Source organism: Desulfatibacillum aliphaticivorans DSM 15576 (assembly GCF_000429905.1).
GTDB classification, from domain to species: Bacteria; Desulfobacterota; Desulfobacteria; order Desulfobacterales; family Desulfatibacillaceae; genus Desulfatibacillum; species Desulfatibacillum aliphaticivorans.
On the sequence record NZ_AUCT01000007.1, the window covers coordinates 185,122 to 208,963 of the forward strand.

Here is a 23,842-nt window from a genome sequence, read left to right on the forward strand (position 1 = left end):
GAACCTTCCACATGTGTTCTCCCGGTCCGAGCAGGCATCGCCCTCTCGGATGATTTGATTATATCCCTCTTATTAATCTTTCTTCAACTTATAATATGGACCCTGCTGATATAAAATCAAGGCGGCCAGGCCGGTCTTGGATATTTTTCTTGACTAATTGCGTCAAGTAAGCGAATTTCAGGGATGTTCACTTATTGAACACAGAGGCGCCAAGGCCTTGTCTTTGTTAACCTCAATGAATTGCAGACCATGGACACCCAGGACATACGGACCTTAAAAATTCTGGAGGAGATCGAAAACGGACAGGCGCCCAGCCAAAGGGACCTTGCCGGCAAGCTGGACGTCTCTTTAGGGCTGGTCAACTCCTTTATCAAACGGCTGACTCAAAAGGGGTATTTTAAGGTCACGACGATTCCCAGAAATCGGGTGAAGTACATTCTCACGCCCAAGGGAGCGGCGGAAAAAGCCCGCCTGACCTACGAATTCATCCAGTATTCCTTTACCTTTTACAAAAGAGTCCGGGAAAACACGGGAAAATTTTTCAAGGAACTGGAAGCCCGGGGAGTAAAGACCGCGGCCTTTTGCGGCGCCGGGGAACTGGCGGAAATCGCTTACGTCTCTTTGCAGGAGACTTCCATTTCCCTGGTTTGCATAATAGACGACCAATGCTCTAAAAGCCGCGTTTTGGGCGTACCGGTCAGGCCGCTCGGCCAGGCTGAATCCTTGGGATGCGAACATTACCTGATCACTGCGCCTGAATCCGCTTCCAAAATCAGGGGGTTTTTGGAAGACGCCGGCATTGCCGCGGACAAGATTTCCCTTGTGAATTCCTCAGGCAGAATCGTATAATTCAACCGACCCTTAATGGAAAACTCCGGCCATGGAAGAGTTTGAAAACAAAGCGTTCATCATTGAGTTCTGGGAGTTCTTGAAGGTTCGCAAACGCTACTGGCTGCTGCCGATCGTCATTGTCTTGGCTTTCTTGGGTGTGTTGATCTTTTTTGCCGAAAGCAGTTCCGTGGCGCCTTTTATTTATCCCATGTTCTGATTTGGATGTTATTGGCGGCCAATGCTAACGAATAAACGACCATAGAGTTAGGGAATCAAGTATTCTTCACATATTCAAGAGAGTGCACAGTAGGCTATGAGGCATCAAACATCAAAGCCGACGTCTCAAAAACTCCCTCTCCCTTGACGGGGGGGTTGGGGTGGGGGTGATATTGTACATTATTCCAGATAGTTTCCCCCCCATCCTGTCCTTCCCCCGCCAGGGGGTAAGGGACCATGACTCTCGGGCTCTGATATATAGGTAGATCTGAGCCGCAGATATAAGCACTTGATTTCAAAGCATTACTTCCAATCCCGTTGAGCCCCAAACTTTTCCCGAAACCGAGTCGGCCGGGGCGCGTTTGGTCTGTTGCAGCAAGCCTTTGGATCAGGATTCCTGCGGCGCTGATGACGCAGGATCTTCCGGCATCGGAGATTGAGAGCTTTCGGCCGAAGGAGACTCCGGCTGTTGCGCCCCCTGGGCTTCCCTTTCAAGCCTGCGCAAATGATAAATATCGCTCACTGCAAAGGCGGCGGAGGCTCTTTTTAAAAACTCGTCGCTAAAATCCTCATTCAACGAGTAAAAGGACTCTCCACCAATGACTTCTTCCCGAAAAGGAGGCGTCTCCCCAAAAAAGAGGTGTTCGCCCTCGTAGCTTTCAAAATAGGTGATGGAATAAAAAGTCCTGCGGCCTGCCTTCCTGAAAAGGATGAGCTCTATACATGCGCCGGGCGTTTTATAGCCCTGCTCTTCAAGGTATTTGATCTTTTTTTCGTCGCATGGGGGGCCGGAATAAGCCACAACAAAATCATGACTATGGCCGAACATTTGCGTGCTGCCGGCCATCAGGGCGTTTTCGAAGCTGTTTAAAGAGTTGGTTCTAACCTCCCAGTTGGAGTTGGCAGGCAACATGCTCAGTTCCACCAAAACGCCCCGTTCCATATAATTATCGGAATCCCCGTATACCCCGGAGTCGGCAAACACCCACCAAGGACTGTTAACGCAGGTGAAAGAACTCATGGAGTTTGCGCTAATCGCCGTGCTGTTTTCCTGCTTTCCGGCTATGAAGGGAATCTCCGGGTCCACCGCCACAACAAGGTTGGGGTTAAAATGGCAGTAAAGGACATTATCCAGGACGTATCTCGCCGACTTGGAACTTTGACATGAGGTTGTCATGACAAGACATAAAATAGCAAAGAGCAAATATTTTTTCATACCATTCCTCCAAGAGAATGAAACCTCATCATCCATCTTCGCCGCCTGAAGAGCATAGGCTCGTCAAGAAAGAGCCCTCCCGCTGGAGCCTTTTATGCTTCTTCCGACGAAGGGGGCGCGAAATCCCCGGAGGAAGGCGGCGGAGGGGGATCCACGGAAGGAACTTCAGGCTCCTGCGGCAGGGGCCTGGCGGCGTCCTCCAGATTAAGCGGAAGAATTTCGTAGGCTTTTTTCATCCTTTTCACAAACTCCGTCATATATTTGCTGTTCCACGCATCCCTTTGATCAAGCGCTCTTTCTTTATTAAAAAAGGCGGCGTTATCCTCCATGCTTTCAAAGTAAGTCACGGAGTACATGGACGTCCTGCTGAGTTTGCAAATCAGAACATGCATGACGCAAGGATAAGGCAGCTTATAGCCGGCCTTTTCCAGGATTGAGTTTTGGGTTTTGGTGAAAGGCCACGAAGGCGCGATGAGCGCCCAGTTATAATTCTTGCCGAGAATTTCCTCGCTGCCCTGGTGCAGTTTGTTTCGATAGCCTGCCAAAAGATCGGAATGAAAAGCCCAATTGGAGGTGCGTGGAAGCTCCTCCACTTCAATCAAAACGCCCCTCTTTACATACAGGGGGGCCTCACGGTAACGGCTAAGCTCGCCAAACAACCACCAGGGCTTCTTGACGCTAGTGCCGACATGGGGCTCATCCGAGTCCGATCCCATCCCGACCCGCTCCCCGCCTTCAATAAAGGGCATGGACGGACTGACGAGCACCTCGAGTTTGGGCGTATACATGGAGTAAAAGGCGTTTCCATGGACAAAACGTCCGGCCCCCCTGCCTGCACAGGAGGCGAACAGCATCACGGACACAACCAATAATATGTAGGATTTTTTCATTATTCTCGTCCCTGAGTTTGAATGATCTATTTTCTCCAACCCATTAACGCCGAATTTATTGCTGCGGAGTCTGCGGCAGCCCTTCGCCGGTGTATTCCCGGATTTCCATGGCGGATGCGGCTCTTTTGGCAAATGCCGCCGCAAAATCCCGGTCCCATCCACTCTGTTCGGCGTTGTAGGGCTTAACATCCCCGTCATAAAGGGAGCGATTGTCGTCAATACATTCAAAATAAATAAAATTAATAACCCCTCTTCCGCTGATCTTGCGGATGGAGTATTTAGTCATGAAAACCTTGGGCATGACATATCCTTTCGCTTCCAGCGCCTTGGCTTCGGCTTCCGGCAGGGGCGAGTCGGTGGGGATGATTATCCAGTCGTAATTCTGGCCTAAAATGACATCCCGTCCCTTATCAAGGTAACCCTCAACACCTGTAAAACTGTCCGTTACAAACCTGGCTTTTACGTTGGGTGCAAGCTCCTGGACAATAATTGTCAGCCCTCTTTTAACAAGAAGCTGCTTGTTGGCATTTTGCTCGCACTCCACAAAAAACCATTGGTCCTGGCTTTTGCTACGGGATGTGTGCACATCATTCAAAGTGGAAACCAGGACCTTGTCATCCACGTTTCCAACGTACTGCATGGAGTCCGCCACCTGAATTTCATTTTTGGGCATATAATTCGAATACAGAGTATTGTTGTACACTTGACGATAAGAGCCGGTTCCTGCGCAGGAAGCAAAGGCCGCCAAACAGAAAGCTAAAAACACCATGGATTTTTTCATGATTTTCCTCCAAACCAATGTAAAAATAATCTCCCTTGCCTTATAAAAACGGATGCACTCACCAATATCGCGAATCCACAAAAAGTCAAGGAAAAACAGATATTTTTTGGTATCGACTTAAACAATACGGTATTAAAAACAAAAAAAGGGCGTCAACCCATGAGATTGACGCCCTTAAAAATACCGATGAAAAAGCAGCTTTTTATTAGCCGCCATGATGGCATTTGCAGCCTAATACGTCCTTAAAAGCCTTTTTCAATTCTTCGTAGTTGCGGGTGACCGGAAACCGCGGATACTCGTCGATCACGTTCTGGGGCGGGGAATACAAAATCCCGTGATGAGCCTCCTGGAGCATGGTCACGTCATTGTAAGAGTCGCCTGATGCGATCACGTGAAAATTCAGGTTTTTCAAAGCCTTTGCCACGTGCCTTTTTCCGTCCTGCTGCCTGAGGGTGTAGTCCCTGACCATGCCCTGGCCGTCCACTTCCAGGCTGTTGCAGAACAGAGTGGGGAAGCCCAGTTTTTTCATCAAGGGGCCGGCGAACTCGGCGAAAGTATCGGACACAATGATCAACTGAGCCTGCTCCTTGAGCCAGTTCACCATATCCACGGCGCCTTCCAGGGGGTCCATGGCTCCGATCACGTCCTGGATGTCGGCCAGTTTCAGATTGTTTTCATCCAGGATTTCCAGGCGCATTTTCATGAGCACGTCGTAATCGGATATATCCCGCGTGGTGAGGGAGAGCTTTTCAATACCGGTTTTTTTGGAGACGTTAATCCAAATTTCAGGGATGAAAACCCCTTCCAAATCGCAACAAATGATGTCCATGTTTACATTCCTTCACGAAATCGCCCTACCCTGGCCCACCGGCGCAAGGGGATAAAGGCCTATTCCTGGTTTTCATCCTCTATCCGGATAAGCATGGGGGCTTCGGCGATCACGTCCAGGCTGCCGACCTCTTCCAGAGCCTTACGGATGTTCGCTTCCTTTGCCTCGTGGGTGAGCATGACGATGGGCACAGGGCCTTCCGTATGCCTGCCCTTTTGATGCACGCTGGCGATGCTGATGGAGTATTTGGCCAGCACGCCGGAAACCTTGGACAGCACGCCGGGCCTGTCCAGGGCGGAAAAGCGTACGTAGTAGCGGGAGACCAACTCGTCCATGGGCATGAGGGGCAGTTCCCTGATAGCCGCGGGCTGATAGGAAAACGCCGGAATCCTGGGATGGCAGCCCAACTGGATGTTCCTGGCAGCGTCCACGATATCGCCCACTACGGCGCTGGCCGTAGGCATCATGCCGGCGCCCGCGCCGTAAAGGACCATTTCGCCCACGGCGTCGCCCACGATCTTCACCGCGTTCATGTTCCTGCCCACGGAGGAAAGGAGATTGTCGTGGGGTATCATGGTGGGGTGCACCCTGGCTTCCACAAAGTCTCCATGGTTCTTTGCAATGGCCAGCAGCTTGACCGAATACCCGAACTCCGCCGCAATGGTGATGTCCAAGGGCGTAATGCGGGTGATGCCGTCTACATAGATTTCCTTGTAGTTCACCCGGGTCCCGAAGGCCAAAGCCACGGACAAGGCCAACTTGTGCACCGTGTCCATGCCTTCCACGTCCAGGGTGGGGTCGGCCTCGGCGAAACCCAGTTCCTGAGCCTGGGCCAGGGCCTGGTCAAAAGGCATGCCTTCCTGTGTGATCTGGGTCAGGATGTAATTGCACGTCCCGTTTAAAATGCCGAAAATGGAATCCACCTTATTGGAGACCAGGGACTCCCGCAGGCTTTTTATCACGGGCATGCACCCGCCCACGCTGGCTTCGAACAGAAAATCCGCGCCCGACTTTTCGCAGGCTTCGGCGATTTCGTCCCGATAGGCCGCAATCAGCGCTTTGTTGGCGGTGACCACGGTCTTCCCTTTGTTCAGGGCCGCCAGGACAAAATCCTTGGCGATCCCCTGCCCTCCGATGAGCTCCACAATGATGGGAATGGTCGGATCGTTGATCACATCCATGGCATCGTTGGTGTAAACCCCGTCGGCCAGGTTCAGGTCGGCAACGGCGTCCGGGTTGATGTCCGCCGCTTTGGCCAGCTTGATCTCCATGCCGATGCGGGAGGCGATGAGATCGCCGTTCTGGGCCAGGAGCTTCGCCACTCCCGCGCCCACTACGCCGCAGCCTAAGAGTCCCACGGAAATGGAGTTTCCGGAAAGATTATCCATTATAGTCTCCCATGAAGTTACAGGACGTTGCGAATGCCCCGCAATGCCTGCTGGGTGCGCATTTTGTTTTCGATGAGTGCAAAACGGACGTAATCGTCGCCGTAATGCCCGAAGCCGAGCCCGGGGGCCACCGCCACCTTGGCTTCCTTGACGAGCATCTTGGAAAACTCCACGGAGCCCATGCTCCGGTATTGCTCGGGAATCTTGGCCCATACAAACATGGTGCCCTTGGGCGGAGGAACGTCCCAGCCCATTTTGGCAAGGCCGTCGCACAGGGTGTCGCGGCGCATTTTATAAGTCTGGCGAATTTCTTCCACGCATTCCTGCTCGCCGTTCAAGGCGATGATGGCGGCGATTTGAATGGGCTGGAAAATGCCGTAGTCCAGATAGCTTTTGATGCGCCTTAAGGCGGCTACGATTTTCGGGTTGCCCACGCAGAAGCCCACGCGCCAGCCGGCCATGCTGTAACTTTTGGACAGGGAGAAGAACTCCACGCCCACGTCCTTGGCGCCGGGCGCCTGGAGAAAGCTGGGGGCCTTGTAGCCGTCGTAGGTCAGGTCTGCGTATGCAAAATCGTGCACGACCATGATGTCGTGTTCTTTGGCGAACTCCACGATTTTGGTGAAGAACTCCAGGTCAATGACCTCTCCCGTGGGGTTGTGGGGAAAGGATAGGACCATCATTTTCGGTTTGGGCCAGGTCTGCCTGGTGGCCGTGATCAGGTTTTCAAAAAAATCCGTGTCAGGCCCCAGGGGAATCTGACGTACGTCCCCGCCCGCTATTATCGCCGAAAACGGATGAATGGGATAGGTGGGGCTGGGGGAAAATACAACGTCTCCTGGCCTGATGGTCACCAGCACGAGGTGAGAGATGCCCTCTTTGGCGCCGATGGTGACAATGGCTTCGTTTTCGTAGTCAATGTCCACATCGTAGCGGCGTTTGTACCAATCGGCGATGGCCATGCGCAGCTTGCGGATGCCCATGGATGCGGAGTACCGATGGTTGTGGGGCTTCTGGGCGGCCTCAACCATTTTGTCCACAATGTGCTGGGGAGTTCCCAGGTCGGGATTTCCCATGCCCAGATCAATGATGTCCTCACCCGCTCGCCTCGCCTCCATCTTAATCTCATTGACTTGGGCGAAGACATAGGGGGGCAATCTGTCCAATCTGGCGAACTCTTTCATGGCAAATCCTCTATTAAGATAAGGTTAAGGTTTTACAGGCATCATGGCGCCTGTTGTCAAAGTTGATACTGATACACCACCCCGGCTTGCATGTCAAAAAAATTGTTTTGACTTTTGGGCCTGCCAAGTCTACCATTTAGGCTTGGCTGATACAAGAAAGCCGCAACCTGGAAAGATAATCCGGGGCCTTTTTCAAATCAGGAGGGAGCCCGGGGCTTAAGCCCGGGTTCGCCAGGCGCCATTGGACAGGCGGCATAGCGCCAAAGCCGCTCCAACGGCCTGTTTATATCAACAATTTTTGCGGGAGTACGAAATACATGGCCAAGTCCCTTTCCTACGCGGATGCAGGCGTCGACATTGATAAAGCCAACCGGTTGGTGGACAGGATCAAAACAATCGTCAAATCAACCCCCCGCCAGGGAGTGATCGGCGGCATTGGCGGATTCGGCGGATTGTTTTCCCTGAACACCGAGCAATACGAAAGGCCTGTGCTTGTCAGCTCCACGGACGGCGTGGGAACCAAATTGCGCGTGGCTATCATGATGGACAAGCACGACACCATAGGCATCGACCTGGTGGCCATGAGCGTGAACGACATTCTGGTTCAAGGCGCCAAGCCCTTATTTTTCCTGGACTACCTGTCCATGGGAAAACTGAACGAAAACACCGCCGCTGATATCATCGAGGGCGTGGCGGAAGGATGCCGCCAGGCCAATTGCGCCCTGATAGGCGGAGAAACCGCGGAAATGCCCGGCATGTATGAAGACGGCGACTACGATCTGGCAGGCTTCGCCGTGGGCATCGCCGACAATTTCAAAATCGTGGACGGTTCTGACGTGGGCCAGGGCAACGTGCTTTTGGGCATCGCCTCCACCGGGCTTCATTCCAACGGGTATTCCCTGGCCAGAAAGGTGTTTTTCGATCACCTGGACCTGAAGGTGGACTCCTACGTGGAGGACCTGGGGATGACCGTGGGCGAAGCCATGCTCGAACCCACCAAAATTTATGCGGAAATAGTCCGGAACCTTATCCGGGACATCCATGTTAACGGAATGGCCCATATTACCGGCGGCGGCATCATCGACAACCTGCCCCGAACCATTCCTCAGTCCTGTAAGGCCATTATCCGGGAAGGCTCCTGGGAGTACCCGGCCATTTTCCCGTTCATGAAAAAAGCCGGGGACATCGACGAAATGGAAATGATGCGCACTTTCAACAACGGCATTGGGCTGGTCGCCGTCATACCCGAACCCCAGGTCCAGGAAGCCCTGGAGCTGATGCAGGCCATGGGCGAAAAAGCCTATGTCATAGGCGAAATTGCCGCCCGCGGCGAAAATGACGATCGCATAGAATGGAAATAAAAGAATCAGGCGAATCCTGTCCGATTCCAGGTCCAAAAGCCAAACCCAAAACCTTCTTGGGGCGGTTTTTCGCCTGGATCGCCAAGGGGGCGGAGAATCAAACCTGCGCCTCCTGAGGGCCCAGACGGTCCGGCGCCGGGCAGGCGCCCAGAAAATAAAACTAAAAAATGCTCGCATTATATTATCCCCTCGCCGCTTTTCTGATTTGCCTTGCAGCCACTCCCGCGGTTCAATGGATGGCGCATAAAAGGGATTGGCTCGCCCATCCCACGGCGGACAGGTGGCACCAGAAGCCCACCGCTCTCATGGGAGGCATCGCCATTTATGCGGGCATCAGCATTCCCCTATACATTCTTTCGGACTTCACCATAGAAAAGAGCTTTGTCCCGGGCATCGCCCCCATGCACGCAGGCCCCCACGCGGGCGCCGTGCTGTGGCTTGGGGTCACCCTGCTTTTCATCCTGGGTCTGGTGGACGATTTTTTAAAAATCAAGCCCCAAAGCAAATTGCTGGGCCAGATTCTGGTGGCCTTGATGGCGACCTTTTTCGGATACCGGCTTTGCTGGTTCGAGTCCATGACCCTGGACACAATGATTTCCGTGTTCTGGATTGTCGGCATAACCAACGCCCTGAATCTATTGGATAACATGGACGGGCTTTGCGCCGGAGTCGGGGCCGCGGCCTCGTTTTTCCTGGCCATGCTGTTGTGGGACACCAACTTTATGCTGGCTGTCATGTGCCTGATTTTATGCGGGTCTTTGGCGGCCTTTCTGGTGTTTAACTTCAATCCGGCCTCCATTTTCATGGGAGATTGCGGCAGCCTGGTGATCGGCTTTACCCTGGCTTTTTTGAGCATTTGCTACGCCGGGTTTTCGGCGCCCCCCCACGGCATCGCCAAATATGCATGCCCCATCATGGTGATGATGGTCCCCATATTCGACACCTCTCTGGTGACCTTCATCCGGCTGCTATCCGGGCGAAAAGCCTCCATGGGCGGCAAGGACCACACCTCGCACCGGCTGGTGCTTATTGGGTTGTCGGAAAAAAAAGCGGCCCTGGCTTTGTACGCCATCGCCTCCATTTCCGGCCTGGCGGCCATGTTCGTGGACAAGCACGACACCCTGAGCACGCCCCTGGTGCTGGTCCCTTTGGCATTGGCCATTCTGCTCATGGGCGTGTACCTATCTCAGTTGCGGGTATATCCGGAAAAAGAGTTCTCCGTACTTAGGGATAAAACCTTTACGCCGGTTCTGATGGAACTGACCTACAAGCGCCAACTGGCCCTTGTGGTGCTGGATTTCTGGCTCATCGCCTTTTCCTATTACATGTCGTACCGGCTGCGCTTCAATCTGGAGGACTTCAAGTTCTACTTCGAGGTTTTCCTCCAAAGCCTGCCCATTATCATCGGATGCAAAATCACCGCCTTTTACGCCATGGGCGTGTATCGCGGCGTGTGGGACTCGTTCAGCTTCAATGATATCTACGTGCACATCAAAGCCACCCTGCTGGGCACGCTGCTTAGCGTGGTTTTAATCACCTATGTGTTCCGGTTTCAGGATTTTTCCAAAGGCCTGTTTGTGATCGACTGGCTTGGCCTCACGGGCTTGGTTCTTCTCACCAGAGGCTCTTTCCGGCTGTTCATGGACGCCATGAAGCGCAGCAGCCTCAAAGGAGACCGGGTGCTTTTGTACGGCGCAGGCAGAGGCGGAGAAATTCTCCTGCGGGAAATTATGAACAACAAGCACAGACATCTTGTGCCGGCGGGCTTCCTGGACGACGATCCCATGAAGGCGGGCAAGCGGCTCCAGGGATACCCGGTGCACGCCGCCCAGGGAGACCTTGACGCCCTGCTTGCCAAGGAAGAGGTTCGGGGGATAATCATCGCCTATATCAATCCTTCGGAGCAAAACATGGCGCGGCTCAGGGAGATCTGCAGGAAGAACCAATTATTCTTAAAAAAATTCAGCGTTTGCATAGAGGACGTTGAAGTATAGCTTAAAATCCATGAAAACAATCCTTGGAATCGAATCATCCTGCGACGAAACCGCCGCCGCCGTGGTCAGCCGCGGAACGGAAATCCTATCCTCGGTGGTCGCCTCCCAAATCAAGGTGCACGCCCCTTACGGCGGTGTGGTGCCGGAACTGGCCTCACGCAAGCATTTGGAAAGCATCGCCCCCGTGGTGGAGCAAGCCCTGGAAGAGGCTGGAATATCGCGGGATCAAGTGGACGGAGTAGCCGTAACGCGCGGCCCCGGTCTGGTGGGCGCCTTGCTGGTGGGATTCTCCTTCGCCAAAGCCTACGCCTTGGCTTTAGACGTCCCCTGGGTGGGCGTGAACCATCTTTTGGGGCATATCCACTCGGTCCTTATGTCGCCCTCCCCTCCTGAATTCCCATTCGCCGCGTTGCTGGTTTCCGGCGGACACACCAGCATCTATAAAGTAAGCTCCCGCACGGACATGGAAGTCATGGGCCAGACCCGGGACGACGCTGCAGGCGAAGCGTTTGACAAGGTGTCCAAAGCCATGGGCCTGGGGTATCCGGGCGGCGAAATTATCAGCAAGCTGGCGGAAAGCGGAGACCCTCACAAAATCAGCTTTCCCAGATCCTGGCTGGACAAGAAAAAATTCGACTTTTCCTTTTCAGGCATCAAAACCGCGGTGGGCCGGTATATGCAGGTGCACGAAGAAACCTGGCAGGATGAGAAGGCGGACATCGCCGCCAGTTTTCAGGAAGCCGTGGTGGAAGTTTTGGCGACCAAGCTGATCAACGCAGCCAAAAGCATTGGCTGCCCCAGAGTGGCCGTGGCGGGAGGCGTGGCCGCCAACGCCTGCTTAAGGGATCGTGTGACCCAATTGGCGGCCAAGGCAGGCATGAGCGTGCACTTGCCGGACATCTCCCTGTGCGGAGACAACGCCGCCATGATCGCCGCCGCAGGATATTACAAACTCGTCGCCGGAGAACGCGCGCCCCTGAATATGGACGTTTTTTCCCGGGTGGAGAAAATGTGAATCCTTATATGTGCTATTGTAGCCTGGGCAAGGGTTCACATGAGGGAAAGGTTTAGACGAAATATCATTTTTTTGCCTGATCCAAAACCTTTCTAAGCATCACCGCCAGGTTATTTTTGTTAAACGGCTTCATAAGAAATCCTTCTATGCCAATAGCTTCCGCTTTTTCTTTATTAAGCCGTTCACTAAATCCTGTGCATATCATGACAGGAATGTCAGGCCGAATCTTTTTCATTTCAGCGGCCAGCCGGTCCCCGGTCATTTTAGGCATAGCCATGTCTGAAATGACTGCATCATAATTTTCAGGATTAGCCTTAAAGGCCTCCAATGCCTCCATTGCCCCCAATCTTGCGGTTACCTGGTATCCCAATCTATTCAGCAGTGTTTTGACTAAATTGACCAAAGCGGGCTCATCGTCCACTATAAGAATATGCTCATGACCAGTTTTGATTTTGGGGATTTCGGTGGATCTTTCAAATTCACCTGGTTTTTCCATCATGGGGAAATAGAGATGGAATGTGGAGCCTTTTCCCACATCACTTTCTATCCTGATATCCCCCCCATATTCTTTTAGGATCCCATAAACAACTGCCAAACCAAGCCCCGTGCCTTTTCCCTGCTTTTTAGTCGTAAAATACGGCTCGAAAATTTTGTCCATGATTTCTGGAGGGATGCCAGCGCCTGTATCGCTTACGGAAAACAACAACTGCCTATCCCCCAATATTTCAGAGGAGCCATGATCATCAGAACCTCGATCCACCTCTCTGAGAGACACCTCAATTTTCGCCCCGTCCATATTCTCCATGGCATGATAAGCATTAGTAATTAAATTCATCGCAATTTGATGCAGTTGAGTGGCGTTCGCCCATATTGCTCCGCAGTTTTTCTGGATTGCACTCTGAATTTCAATATTTTTTGGAATGGAGGATCGGCAAAGCGTTAACACATCATCAAGTATATATTGAAACTTTACAGGGCCCAGCTTTTCTTCCGACTTGCGGCCAAAAGCTAAAATTTGTGAAATCAGATCGCGCGCTCTTTCACTGGCTTTAAATATCTCTTTTACCTTAATCTGTTCCGGGCTGCCTGTGCGCAGATCTTCGGTAAGCATTTCCGCCAAGCCCATAATTGGCGTTAAAATGTTATTAAAATCGTGTGCTATTCCGCTTGCCAGATTTGCAATGGATTCCATTTTTTGAGCTTGTTGAATTTTCTCCTCAAATGACTTCTGTTCCGTGATGTCCGTATGAGACCCGGCCATTCGATACGGAACCCCGTTTTCATCCCTGAGGGCCCCCCCCCTTGCTTGAATCCAGCGATAAGAGCCGTCTTTATGACGAAGCCGGAACTCAATGGAGTACGCAGGCGTTTTGCCCAGGAGATAGTTTTCCACATATTTCAGTACAACGGGTTTATCTTCAGGATGCAGGCGGTCTTCAAAAGAAGAGAAAATATTAGGCAGTTCCTCATCGCAATAGCCTATCATCTCCTTCCACCTTGGGGACAAAAACAGGCTATTGTCGTGCAAATCCCAATCCCAGATGCCGTCGCGGGCGCCATTAATGGCCAATACATATTGTTCTTTACTTTTTATGAGATCCTGTTCAATTTTCTTGCGTTCTGTTATATCTGTGGAAACGCCGCAAAGAGCAATACATTCCCCGGAGTCATCAAAAACTTTTTGCACCCTGGAGTCCAAAAAAACTTCCCGTCCATGAATAGTTCGATTAACAACCTCCCCGTGCCACCTGCCATCCTGCAGCGTCTTTTGAAAAATTTCCTGTTGCGTGGCGCCATGGCCTGACTTTTCTCCATATACTTCGGTGGATAGCCCCACCAGCTCCCCTTGCGTATAGCCAAGATTCGTTTTTACCGCGTTATTCACATATGTGATAACCCCCTTAGTATCCGTTACTGTGACATAATCATGGATTTGATCAAGAACCATAGCCTGCAGCTTCAAGGCGCTTTCTATCTTTCTTTGCTCCGTAATATTGGACATGGCTGTCAGAGAATACGGGGTTCCGTTAGAGTACACAACTTCTCCTGAAAACAGGCCCTCGAGGATGGATCCGTGTTTGGTAACGACCTGAAGTTCAACATTGTTCAAGTTTCCATTCTTCCTCAATAATTTTGAAACATTCGCCTGTTTTTCCGGATGAACAAACAATCCAAGATTGGCTACGGTATTGCCGAGAATCTCCGCTTTTGAATAACCAAGCATATTTATAAATGCCACGTTGACATCAACAAACCGTCCTTCAGGAATTGTTGTAAGCGCCATCAGGATAGGATTATCCCTAAAAAGGCGTTCAAAAAGATGAAGATTCTCCTGTAAGTCCGACAAGTCTTTGGAAACGAGAAATATGGCGTCCTTTTCGCCCCATTTCCCTTTCCATGCACATGTTTCTGAGGCAATTCGCCTACCGTCTCTGTTTCGTAACGGTAAAGGAAAGTCCTGCTTGGTCGTGATGGCTGCCTTAAAAAAGGTCCTAGCATCAGCATGAGTGTCTTCAGGGAACAAATCCCAAAAAGCCAAATTTTGGAAATCATCCCGAGAGTAGCCCAACCTTTTGCGGGCAAAAGGGTTGGCGTATACAACTTCTCCAGACAGGGTGCATATAAAAACCATGTCTTCAATTGTTTCGATCAACTCCCGAAAGTTTGATTCCTTTTCCCTTATTTTTGCCTCAGCCTCTTTACGATGAGACATATCCCTGGCAATTCCAAAAAACCTTTTATGTCCATGTTCAGTAAAAGGAATCCCCATCACTTGAACTGGATACGCTGCTCCTTCAGCATTTTTATGAGTAGATTCAAAAACCCGGGGAAGTTCGTTAGGGTGTCCTTCCCAGAAGGATTGAAAGGATTCTATGCAAAAATTTGGATCAATATCCATTATTAATAAATCACGCATCATCTCCTTGCTTACCCCTAATGCTCGACAGGCAGCCTTGTTGGCGTCCAAAATCCTTCCATCTTGCCCAATCAAATATATGGCGTCGAGATGCTTTTCAAAAAGATTAGTGTACCAACTCTGGTTCATGGGAGCCTGGCCTTGTTTAGTCCGAAAAAGATTCCCGGACAGACCTTCCCTTGATAGTGCGTTTTCCAATGACTCCACAGTTTTTTCTAATTCTTCGTAGGTGGGTTTACGCTGCATTTCCTTTTACCTCGCAAAGGAATTCGACACTGTATAGATTTCATCTTAATGCCAATACAATAATGTGGACGACTAACAACCACGATCGGCATAAAAATGGATTATCTTGAATTTGCTAATAATTCTTAATAAAAAATAGGTGTCTGTTCATCGTTCCATATACCCCCCAATTTTTTAACAAGCAACTATTTAACGGGCGATTTTTTTAATATTGGCTCCTCTGTTTGAATTTTTCAGGCATAAATTACAATGGCCTTTTGGTATTTCACGGCTTCCAGTCCCGCGGAGTCTTGACTTACTCCAAATAAAAAAAAACCCCTGACGAGTAGATTCGCCAAGGGCTTCTTTATCTATACAAGGAATGTGGTTATTTTCAGCTGCTAATCTTCGGAAGCTGCTTCATCCTGGCCTTTGGTGTAGTAGGGAACCTCCACCGGCGGCGCGGGCGTGTTGCCCAGAATCAGATCCGCGGCTTTTTCGGCAATCATCATGGTGGGCGCGTAAATATTGCCGTTGGTGACGTAAGGCATGACGGAGGCGTCCACCACCCGAAGGTTCTCGATGCCGTGCACCCGGAGTTCGGGATCCACCACCGCCATGTCGTCCGTACCCATCTTGCAGGTGCAGCTCGGATGATAGGCGCTCTCGCCTTCCCGGGCGATGAAGTCCAGGATTTCCTCGTCGGTCTGGCACTGAGGCCCGGGCGCCAGTTCGTCGCCGCGCAATTCGTCGAAGGCCGGCTGGGTCATGATTTCCCGGGTTTTCTTAATGGCTTCCACCCAGTTTTTCCGCTCCTGCTCCGTGGAGAGATAATTGAACTGGATGGCCGGGTATTCCCTGGGGTCAGCGGACTTGATTTTGACCGTACCGCGCACGTCCGTGTTCATGGGGCCCACATGCACCTGGTAGCCGTGGCCTTCCTGAGCCACGGAGCCGTCATAGCGGATGGCGATGGGCAGGAAGTGGTATTGGAGGTTGGGATATTCCACTTCGTCGTTGCTGCGGATAAATCCGCCGGCCTCAAAATGGTTGCTGGCGCCGATGCCCTTGCGCATGAACAACCATTGGAAGCCGATCCAGGGCTGTCTCCACCACTTGAGCGCGGGGGCGATGCTCACGGGTTGCTTGCATCCGTATTGAACGTAAACTTCCAGGTGATCCTGAAGGTTTTCGCCCACGCCGGGAAGGTCGTGCACCACGTTGATGCCCAGTTTTTGGAGATCCTCGCCGTTTCCAACGCCGGAAACCTGCAGCAATTGGGGGGATGCAATGGAGCCGCCGCAGCAGACAATTTCGCCGCCAAAGGCCTGGTTCAAAGTTTTGCCCTTCATGTATTCCACGCCGATGGCTTTTTTGCCTTTGAACATAATGCGGGTAGCGGCCGCCTGGGTGCGGACCTTCAGGTTTTCGCGATGCTTCACCGGATGCACGTAAGCCCTGGCCGCGTTCCACCGGCGCCCCCGGTAGCAGGTCCTGTCGAAGCCGGAGAAGCCTTCCTGCTGGAAGCCGTTCACGTCTTCCGTGATGGGGTATCCGGCTTCCTGGACGGCCCTGAAAAAAGCGGTGAAGAGCGGATTGTCCAGGTCGGGCGAGGTCAGGTACAGGGGGCCGCCCACGCCGTGGTAGGCGTCCGCGCCCATGCACCGGGATTCAAAACGCTGGAAGTACGGCAGGCAATGGGCGTAATCCCAGTTTTCCAGGCCGTCTTCCTTGGCCCATTTCTGGTAATCCAGGGCGTTGCCGCGGATGTAAATCATGCCGTTGATGCAACTGGACCCGCCCAGCACCTTGCCCTTGGGCTGGTATACCCGGCGATTATGCATGTAGGGTTCGGGCTCGGACTCGTACCACCAGTTATACGTCTTGCCCGCCAGCGGAAAGGTCAGGGCCGCGGGCATATGAATGCGGAAGTCCATTTTATAATCCGGCCTGCCCGCCTCCAGGACCAGCACCTTGTTGGACGGATTGACGCTCAAGCGGTTGGCCAGGACGCTGCCTGCGGAACCGCCGCCGATGATGATGTAGTCGTAATAGTTGCGTGCCATAATTGCTCCTGCTTCATTTTTTCAGGCCTAGGGCCTTTCCTTGAAAACCGGCGCCTTGTCCAGACCCAGTCTTTGTAATGTCACATTTTCGGGACGGCCTTCTTCGTCCCAGCCTCGTATATTATAATAATCCCGGCGCATATAATCCATGTCGGCCTCGCTCACGCGATGTCCCTTGTGAGGGCCGTCGGGAAGAACTTGTTTGACGAAACGCCTTGGCAGCGTATCGTCCTTTGCCAAAAAGCCTTCCCGGACATTGAACATCCGGGTTTGATTCCAAATTCGTTCGCCCAGGAGATCAAAATAATCTTCGTCAACCTGCCTGCCAGTAGCTGCGGACAGCATGGCGGCGAAGCTCTCGGGGGAGACTCCGCATTGGCTGAAGTCGCATTTGACCAGGGCGTCTGTCCCAGCGAGAAAGTTCTGCAACTCGATCAGAATGCCGGCGCGGCCCTTGGTCTGATACATCTCCACGGGCTCGCCGTTGTACTCATCGCCCATGTCGTAGCCGATCATGAACCCCCGCTGATGGCATCCGCCGCGATCGGCGGTCATGTAGGCCAACCCCATGCCGGGAGTGCCTCGCGGCCCCCAGGCAGGGCATTCCAGGCCCTTGACGTGCATGGCGTAATCCATGGTCTGCTTGCCCAGAACGGCGCTGGCGCGTTTGACTCCCTGGGAGAGCAGCCTGCCCAGATCGTCCTCCTGAAAAGCCATGGACTTGATCAGGTATTCCGCGCCCTGGACGTTGCCAAAAGCAAGGACAACCCCGTCGGGGGCCTGGATGACGCCCCTTTCGGCCGCTTCAAATGCAAAGCCGATGACGCCTCCGGCGCTCATGCTGTCCAGGCCGTATTCGTCGCAGAGCTTGGTCAAATGGGCCACGGCCCTGGGATCGTGGATATCCAGGTTGGAGCCCAGCAAAGCCGCGGATTCGTATTCCACAATATCCGTAATGAAATGGGAGTATTTGCCGGTGCGGACCGCTCCCATCTGGCTGCATCGTATGGGGCAGCCAAAGCAGGCGGCTTTGCCCAAAAAAAGGTGTTTCTTCTGCCCCTCGTCGCCGATCTTGTCGGCTTGGGGATCGGATTGGGTGTAGTAATTTTTGTACGGAAGGGTTCCGATTTCATTGGACCAGGGCACGGCCGAGCTTGTGCCTCCGTCCGTATAAGTGGCGCATTCCGCACTCAGGGCGATTTCCTCGCATGCGCCCTTGCAGGCCTTATCAAAAGCCTCCGGATCATGCACTTTGACTAACCGGCTTCCTTTGATCGCCACGGCCTTGAGATTCTTGGAGCCCATGACCGCCCCGGCCCCGCCCCTGCCCGCCTGGCGATTGTACTCGCAGCAGATAAGGGCAAATAAAGCCTGGTTCTCACCGGCCTGGCCGATGGCGGCCAGCATGGCATCCGGCTCGTTTATTTCTTCTTTTATAAGGGCGTTGGCCTCCAGGGCGTTCGTCCCCCAGATCGTGCCGGCGGGCCGGATTTCCACCTGATCGTCGTTGATCCAAAGGTAAACCGGCTTGGGGGCTTTGCCGAAAATGATAATGCCGTCGTATCCCGCGTACTTGATTTCAGGCCCCAGCCTGCCGCCGAAAAAGGAATCCAGATAGGTTCCCGTAAGCGGCGACTTGGTGACGGCGCAGGCCCGCATGCTTGGAGCGGCCGTGGCTGTCAGAGGGCCGGGAAAGAACATGAGCACGTTTTCGGGCGACAGAGCGTCCACGCCTTTGGGTACGAGGTCGTAAAGCAGTTTGGCGCCGAATCCCTTGCCGCCCACAAACTGGTCCTTCAGCCATTGCGGCGTGGGAACGGTGCGGGAGGTTTCATTGGTCAGATCCACCAGCAGAAATTTTCCCATATAGGAATCAGCCATTGGGCTCCTCCTCTTCCTCATCAGGGACAACTCTGTATGCCAGTTCCAAGGCCCCTGTCGGGCAGGCTGCCACGCAAGCGGGATCGCCGCCGCACAAGTCGCACTTGACGGATTTTTTCAGGTCCGGGTCCACGCCGACCATTTCAATGGGGCAATACTTACGGCACATGTTGCAGCCTATGCATTTATCGCGGTCCACCACCAGGGCGCGGGTTTCGGGATCGCGGCTGATGGCCTTGGCCGGGCAGACATTGGCGCAGTAGGCGTTTTCACACTGATTGCAAACCGTGGGAAAGTGGTAGAGATTCTCCGCCTTGTGAGTTATGCGGAGCAACGCCCTGTGCGGGTTGTAGCCCCCCAAGAGGCGCTGGGAGCAGGCCAATTGGCAAAGGCTGCAACCCGTGCACAGGTCAAAGTTAGTCTTGATAAAAAAGGTTTTGGCCATATACCGATAAAATTCCTATTTACACCACCTGGGCGTCTGGAATTTGAAGTCCTTGTAGGGCTTGACCGGAGGATCGGTGAAGATGGTCACCAACTCGCCGCCCTGCACCTGATAATGTCCGATGGGCACATCCCCGCCGGCGCGCATGACGTTGCTCTTGTCCCATTTCCACCAGCCGGTCTCGCCTTTGTAGCCCTTGGTGGAGATGTATTTGCAAACGGCTGCATGGTCCTTTGCATCGCCCACGGCTTCCACGGCCGCGGCCCAGGCTTTTACGCCGCTATAGGCTGCCCAGGAGCCGGCCTGAGGCTGATGGCCCCAGATTTTCTTGAAGTTTTCCACCCAGGCCTGAGCTTCGGGCGTAGGTGCGGTGGGGGTGGGCATGGCAGTGGGAACTTCGCCGATGATGCCGTCGGCTTCCGTGCCCATGGTCTGGACCACTTCCCTGGGGACAATGGAGTAGCCGTAGCTCAGGATGGATTTTGTCGGGGATTCCATGAACTGACGGAAGAAGGTGATGACTTCCTGAGCGCTGACGATTTCCAGATGAATGATAGCGGGTTTGGCTTTGCGAATCCGAGTGAGGATGGGTCCCCATTCACGGGTGCCGTAAGGCACTTCTTCATGCAGAGCCACTTTCCAGCCTTCCTTCTTGAAGTTTTTGGCCAGGGTTTCGCCCACGCCGGTTCCCCAGGCGTCGTCCGCCGTGATGATGGCGACTTTCTTGTTGGGGTACTCGTAAGGCAGAGCCATCAAAACCCGGAACATACTGGAAGCCTGGTTGATGTCCGTGTCCGTAAGCTGATAGATGTTGGAGTATTTCTTGGGATCCTGGTTGAATACGTCCACCGCGGACTGGGAGCCGTCGTCAGCGAAGAAAGGAGCGGTGTACTTGCCGTAGGCGCGCACGTCCTGGCCCCAACCGGCCCATCCCGCATGCACGGAATCGACTTTCATTTTGCCGCACAGATAGTCGGCGCCCTGCATAACCCTTTCCGGGGCGAATTCCTGGGTGTCGAACCGCACGGGCTCAAGCTGTTTGCCCAACAGCCCCCCGGACGCATTGATTTCGTCGATGGCAATCTTGATGCCTTTCCAGTAATTGTCTCCGGTGTCCGTGTAGGCGCCCGTCATAGCCAGGGGAACGCCAACCTTAATGGTGTCCGCGGCCATGACCGGAACGGCCATCGCCAGGGCGACTGTGATCGTCAGAATCAAACTAACCAGCTTTTTCAATGGAACCTCCTTGGTTATAATTAGTATTGGGGGTGGAAAGAACAGACGTCCTGTCATGCCTCCGCTTCCCGGGTTTTGCTTTTTCCGTTGAAGATGCGGCGTAAAAGGCCGATCACTCCATCTGGCAGCAAAAGCACCAGGACCACCACCAGCCCCCCCAGGATCAAAGGCCTGTAAGGCCCAAGAGGAGACAGCATTTCGTTCAATGTAACCGTGACTATGGCGCCCAGGATGGCGCCGGGAAACTGCCCGATTCCGCCGATGACCAGCATGATCATGAGGGTGACGAACAGGTCTATGCCAAGCATCCGTGTGGACAGCATGCCCACATAATGGGCGTAGAAGCCGCCCACCATGCCGGTGAGGAAGCTGGTCAGGGCGAACACCGCCAGCTTGTATTTGAAGGCGCTGACTCCCAGGCTGGCGGAAAAATCCTCGCTGTCTTTCAGCGCCAGAAAGGCCGTGCCCCAAAACGAGCGGATGACCATGAGGATGATTATGGAGCAAATCACGGCCAGAACCAGGGTCAGGTAGAACACCGCCACCTTGTTATCCGGCGTGAATGCATATCCGAAAATATTGATGGGGGGGATGGTCAGGATGCCCCGGGAGCCGCCCGTGCCGATGGCCCGGCCCATGTGTCCCTTCAGAAAAGGCTCCAGGATCATGTGCACGGCGAAGGTCACCAAAGCCACGTAGGCGCCTTTCAGACGCAAACACGGCAGCCCCACCAAAACGCCCAGCACGGCGGCTATACCGCCCGCGATGAATATGGAAAAAAACGGCGGAATGCCGAATTTATTGGATACAATGGCCGAGGCGTAAGCCCCGATGACGAAAAAAGCCACCTGGCCGAAGCTGAAAATGCCTGCGAAACCCATGATCAGGTCCCAGCACGAGGCCACTACGCCCCAAATCAGGATCATGATCAGGATATGCATCATGTAATCCACGCCGCCGACAAAAAGAGGCATAATCGCCAGCCCGCCGTATATTATGGCCATAAGGCCGCCCATGCGCTGCCAACTCATAGTACTACCCCCATTTGCCCATCAGCCCCTGGGGCCTGACGGCCAGGGTGGCTAAGAGAACTGCAAACAATGCAAAAAGAACCCAGGTCATGCCGAACCAATAGCCCACAAAGGCTTCCAGCATGCCCAGGATGAACGCGGCGTACAGGCCGCCCTGGATGGAGCCCATGCCGCCGAAGGCGGTGATGACCCACGATTTGACCAGGATGTCCCATCCTCCGGTGGGGGAGACGAAATATTTCTGGGCCAGCAAAACCCCGCCCGCGCCCACCATGACCGTGGAAATGGCGAAGGTGGCGGCGAAAACCCGGTCCTTGGGGATGCCCACGATCCTGGCGCCTTCCGGGTTCTGGGCCACAGCCCGAACCGCCATGCCGATGCGGGTGTTATTGAGAATCCAGCGAAAAGCCAGGATGCCGCTGACCGACAGCACCAGGATCACTATATCCTGATAGGAAATCACGATATCCCCGAGATCCCAAACCCCGTCCACGATGGGCGGCAGGGATTTCATCCGGGATCCAAAAACCACCTGGTAGAAATTGTCCATGAACAAGGCCAGGCCCAGGGTGATCATCATGACTTTGATCTCCCAGTCAGAGCGGCTCCGCAAAGGCGCGACAATGAGCTTTTCCGTCACGTAGCCAAAGACCATGAGCAGCGGCAGGGCGACGATGAACACGGAGATGTATCCGCCCCATATTCCAATGCCGGCCAAAAGCACCCAGGCCAGGTATCCGCCCAGACTGTAAAAGGAGCCGTAGGCGAAGTTAAAGGCCTTGGATACGCCGTAGACCAGGGTGAGGCCCACGGCCATGAGGGCGTAGACCGAGCCGTTGGTCAGTCCGCTTATGAATACGTCCACATATTCCATAAGCATTTTAAAACGGGGCCTCGCATGTTTTTCGTATTGATTTCATCATTACATCCCCAAGAAAATTTCCTTTAAATGTTCGTTTTCCCCGGCTTCCTGGGCTGTGCCTTCAAAGGTGATCCGGCCTTCCTCCAGCATGTAAATGCGGTCGGCAAGCTCAGCAATCTGAGGAATATTCTGTTCCACTAAAAGGATGGATTTACCCTGCTTGTTGATTTCTTTGATAATATTGAAGACTTCCACCCGTAAATTGGGCTGAAGCCCCAGGGAGGGCTCGTCAATGCACATGAAGTCCGCATTGCTCATGAGCCCCCGGGCGATGGCCAGCATACGGGCTTCGCCGCCGCTCAGGGTGCTGGCAAGCTGTTTTTTCCGCTCTTCCAGCCTGGGAAAAAGCTCCAGAACCTTGGCCAGGTTTTTCTTTTCAAAAGGCCGGGCGTTTTTGGAGTAGGCGCCCAGCTTGAGGTTTTCCAGCACGCTCATTTCGGGAAACAACTCCCGGTTTTCCGCAATGTAAATAACGCCGTCGTTCACCAGCTTTTCCGCGGGCCTGCCCGTAATGTCCCGATCCTTGTAGGTGATGGCGCCCTGCACCTGATCCACCAGGCCGCAAATGGATTTCAGCAAGGTGCTTTTGCCGTGGCCGTTGGGGCCCAGGATCACAACCACTTCCTGCTCCCGGACGTGGATGGAAACGTCGTGCAGCACGTGAAACTGGCCGTAAAATGCGTTGAGATCAGTTGTCTGAAGCATAGGCGTCCCCCAGGTAGCATTCCACCACCTGCTTGTTGCTGGTGACCTTTTCGGGATCTCCGCTGGCGATCTTTGCGCCGGACTCGATGATGAGCAGGGTTTCCGTCAGCTCGGTCAGCACCTTCATGAAATGCTCGATGATGATGATGGTGACGCCCATTTCCTCGTTGATGCGGCGGATGAAATCCATCAACTCCTGGATTTCATGGGCGTTGGAGCCTGCCATGGGCTCGTCCAGCATAAGGAGCTTGGGCCTTGTAGCCAGGGCGGCGCCCATCATGAGCTTTTTCTTGCCCAACAGGTCCAGGGCGCCGGTGTTGCAAGAGCGATCTTCTTCGAAATTCAGGAAGTGCAGCAAAAAATCCACGTACTGGGAGTCAAAGCCGTTGTCATCCCCAAAGCGCGAGCCTACGCTCAGCGCCTCCTCCACGGTGAGGGAGGGGAATGTGCGGGGAACCTGAAAGGTGCGGGCTATGCCCATTTTTGCGATTTGGTGGGGCTTCTTGCCGGCGATATCTTTGCCGTTGAAAAGGAGCTTGCCGTCAAAGGGGTAAAATCCGGTGATGAGGTTGTATACAGTGGATTTTCCGGCGCCGTTGGGGCCGGCTATGCCAAAGATCTGGTTTTCGTCCACCTTAAAGCTCAAGTCGTTGACTGCAACCAGTTCTCCAAATTTTTTGGTAAGATGGATTGCTTCTAGCACAATAAA

The 23,842-nt window shown here is 53.4% G+C and carries 20 protein-coding genes; 5 read left to right on the plus strand and 15 right to left on the minus strand.

The features are described 5' to 3' along the window. The first annotated feature begins 249 nt into the window (after window positions 1–249). On the plus strand, window positions 250–849 hold the full coding sequence (locus tag G491_RS29975; RefSeq protein ID WP_157468116.1) for a winged helix-turn-helix transcriptional regulator: 600 nt from the start codon (window positions 250–252) through the stop codon (window positions 847–849). A gap of 31 nt (window positions 850–880) precedes the next feature. Then, window positions 881–1,048, plus strand: coding sequence for a DUF5989 family protein (locus G491_RS35845; RefSeq protein WP_169829409.1), 168 nt, complete (start codon window positions 881–883; stop codon window positions 1,046–1,048). A 387-nt stretch (window positions 1,049–1,435) separates the two neighbouring features. Here G491_RS35845 and G491_RS0108260 read toward each other — a convergent pair whose 3' ends face one another. The 6 genes from G491_RS0108260 to alaC form a co-directional block, all read right to left on the minus strand. Continuing rightward, on the minus strand, window positions 1,436–2,263 hold the full coding sequence (locus G491_RS0108260) for a hypothetical protein (RefSeq protein ID WP_028314259.1): 828 nt from the start codon (window positions 2,261–2,263) through the stop codon (window positions 1,436–1,438). Window positions 2,264–2,355: 92 nt separating this feature from the next. Then, window positions 2,356–3,153: a hypothetical protein gene (locus G491_RS0108265; protein WP_028314260.1), complete on the minus strand. Its 798-nt coding sequence runs from the start codon at window positions 3,151–3,153 to the stop codon at window positions 2,356–2,358. A gap of 55 nt (window positions 3,154–3,208) precedes the next feature. Continuing rightward, a complete protein-coding gene (locus tag G491_RS0108270) occupies window positions 3,209–3,934 on the minus strand; it encodes a hypothetical protein (RefSeq protein WP_028314261.1) in 726 nt (241 codons plus the stop codon). 205 nt (window positions 3,935–4,139) lie between these two features. After that, on the minus strand, window positions 4,140–4,763 hold the full coding sequence (gene thrH / locus G491_RS0108275) for a bifunctional phosphoserine phosphatase/homoserine phosphotransferase ThrH (protein WP_028314262.1): 624 nt from the start codon (window positions 4,761–4,763) through the stop codon (window positions 4,140–4,142). Between the two features lie 59 nt (window positions 4,764–4,822). Next, a complete protein-coding gene (locus G491_RS0108280; protein ID WP_028314263.1) occupies window positions 4,823–6,151 on the minus strand; it encodes a homoserine dehydrogenase in 1,329 nt (442 codons plus the stop codon). Between the two features lie 17 nt (window positions 6,152–6,168). Continuing rightward, window positions 6,169–7,335, minus strand: a complete 1,167-nt coding sequence (alaC, locus tag G491_RS0108285) for an alanine transaminase (RefSeq protein WP_028314264.1) — start codon at window positions 7,333–7,335, stop codon at window positions 6,169–6,171. Window positions 7,336–7,652: 317 nt separating this feature from the next. Here alaC and purM point away from each other — a divergent pair, with 317 nt between their 5' ends. The 3 genes from purM to tsaD all read left to right on the plus strand — a co-directional run bounded on the left by purM (window position 7,653) and on the right by tsaD (window position 11,705). Beyond that, on the plus strand, window positions 7,653–8,696 hold the full coding sequence (purM, locus tag G491_RS0108290) for a phosphoribosylformylglycinamidine cyclo-ligase (protein ID WP_028314265.1): 1,044 nt from the start codon (window positions 7,653–7,655) through the stop codon (window positions 8,694–8,696). Window positions 8,697–8,863: 167 nt separating this feature from the next. Then, on the plus strand, window positions 8,864–10,690 hold the full coding sequence (locus G491_RS0108300) for a glycosyl transferase (RefSeq protein WP_028314266.1): 1,827 nt from the start codon (window positions 8,864–8,866) through the stop codon (window positions 10,688–10,690). A 10-nt stretch (window positions 10,691–10,700) separates the two neighbouring features. Next, a complete protein-coding gene (gene tsaD, locus G491_RS0108305; protein ID WP_028314267.1) occupies window positions 10,701–11,705 on the plus strand; it encodes a tRNA (adenosine(37)-N6)-threonylcarbamoyltransferase complex transferase subunit TsaD in 1,005 nt (334 codons plus the stop codon). Window positions 11,706–11,769: 64 nt separating this feature from the next. Here tsaD and G491_RS33575 read toward each other — a convergent pair whose 3' ends face one another. From G491_RS33575 to G491_RS0108350, 9 genes are all read right to left on the minus strand, one after another. Beyond that, window positions 11,770–14,868: a PAS domain-containing hybrid sensor histidine kinase/response regulator gene (locus tag G491_RS33575; RefSeq protein ID WP_051327125.1), complete on the minus strand. Its 3,099-nt coding sequence runs from the start codon at window positions 14,866–14,868 to the stop codon at window positions 11,770–11,772. A gap of 380 nt (window positions 14,869–15,248) precedes the next feature. Continuing rightward, a complete protein-coding gene (gene betA, locus G491_RS0108315; protein ID WP_028314268.1) occupies window positions 15,249–16,913 on the minus strand; it encodes a choline dehydrogenase in 1,665 nt (554 codons plus the stop codon). A 27-nt stretch (window positions 16,914–16,940) separates the two neighbouring features. Further along, window positions 16,941–18,794, minus strand: coding sequence for an aldehyde ferredoxin oxidoreductase family protein (locus G491_RS0108320; protein ID WP_028314269.1), 1,854 nt, complete (start codon window positions 18,792–18,794; stop codon window positions 16,941–16,943). Continuing rightward, the gene (locus G491_RS0108325) at window positions 18,787–19,239 is read right to left on the minus strand and encodes a 4Fe-4S dicluster domain-containing protein (RefSeq protein WP_028314270.1); all 453 of its coding nucleotides are present in this window, start codon (window positions 19,237–19,239) and stop codon (window positions 18,787–18,789) included. Before G491_RS0108325 ends, G491_RS0108320 begins: the two co-directional genes overlap by 8 nt. Before the next feature lie 15 nt (window positions 19,240–19,254). After that, a complete protein-coding gene (locus G491_RS0108330) occupies window positions 19,255–20,475 on the minus strand; it encodes an ABC transporter substrate-binding protein (RefSeq protein ID WP_028314271.1) in 1,221 nt (406 codons plus the stop codon). Window positions 20,476–20,528: 53 nt separating this feature from the next. Continuing rightward, window positions 20,529–21,506 carry a branched-chain amino acid ABC transporter permease gene (locus G491_RS0108335; RefSeq protein ID WP_028314272.1) on the minus strand — a complete coding sequence of 326 codons (978 nt, stop codon included), beginning with the start codon at window positions 21,504–21,506 and terminating at the stop codon, window positions 20,529–20,531. A gap of 4 nt (window positions 21,507–21,510) precedes the next feature. Beyond that, window positions 21,511–22,386: a branched-chain amino acid ABC transporter permease gene (locus tag G491_RS0108340; protein ID WP_028314273.1), complete on the minus strand. Its 876-nt coding sequence runs from the start codon at window positions 22,384–22,386 to the stop codon at window positions 21,511–21,513. Between the two features lie 42 nt (window positions 22,387–22,428). Then, window positions 22,429–23,133 carry an ABC transporter ATP-binding protein gene (locus G491_RS0108345; protein WP_028314274.1) on the minus strand — a complete coding sequence of 235 codons (705 nt, stop codon included), beginning with the start codon at window positions 23,131–23,133 and terminating at the stop codon, window positions 22,429–22,431. Further along, complete coding sequence (locus G491_RS0108350; RefSeq protein WP_051327126.1) at window positions 23,117–23,836, minus strand: ABC transporter ATP-binding protein; 720 nt, start codon at window positions 23,834–23,836, stop codon at window positions 23,117–23,119. The genes G491_RS0108345 and G491_RS0108350 overlap by 17 nt, the downstream gene beginning before the upstream one ends. Window positions 23,837–23,842: the final 6 nt, after the last annotated feature.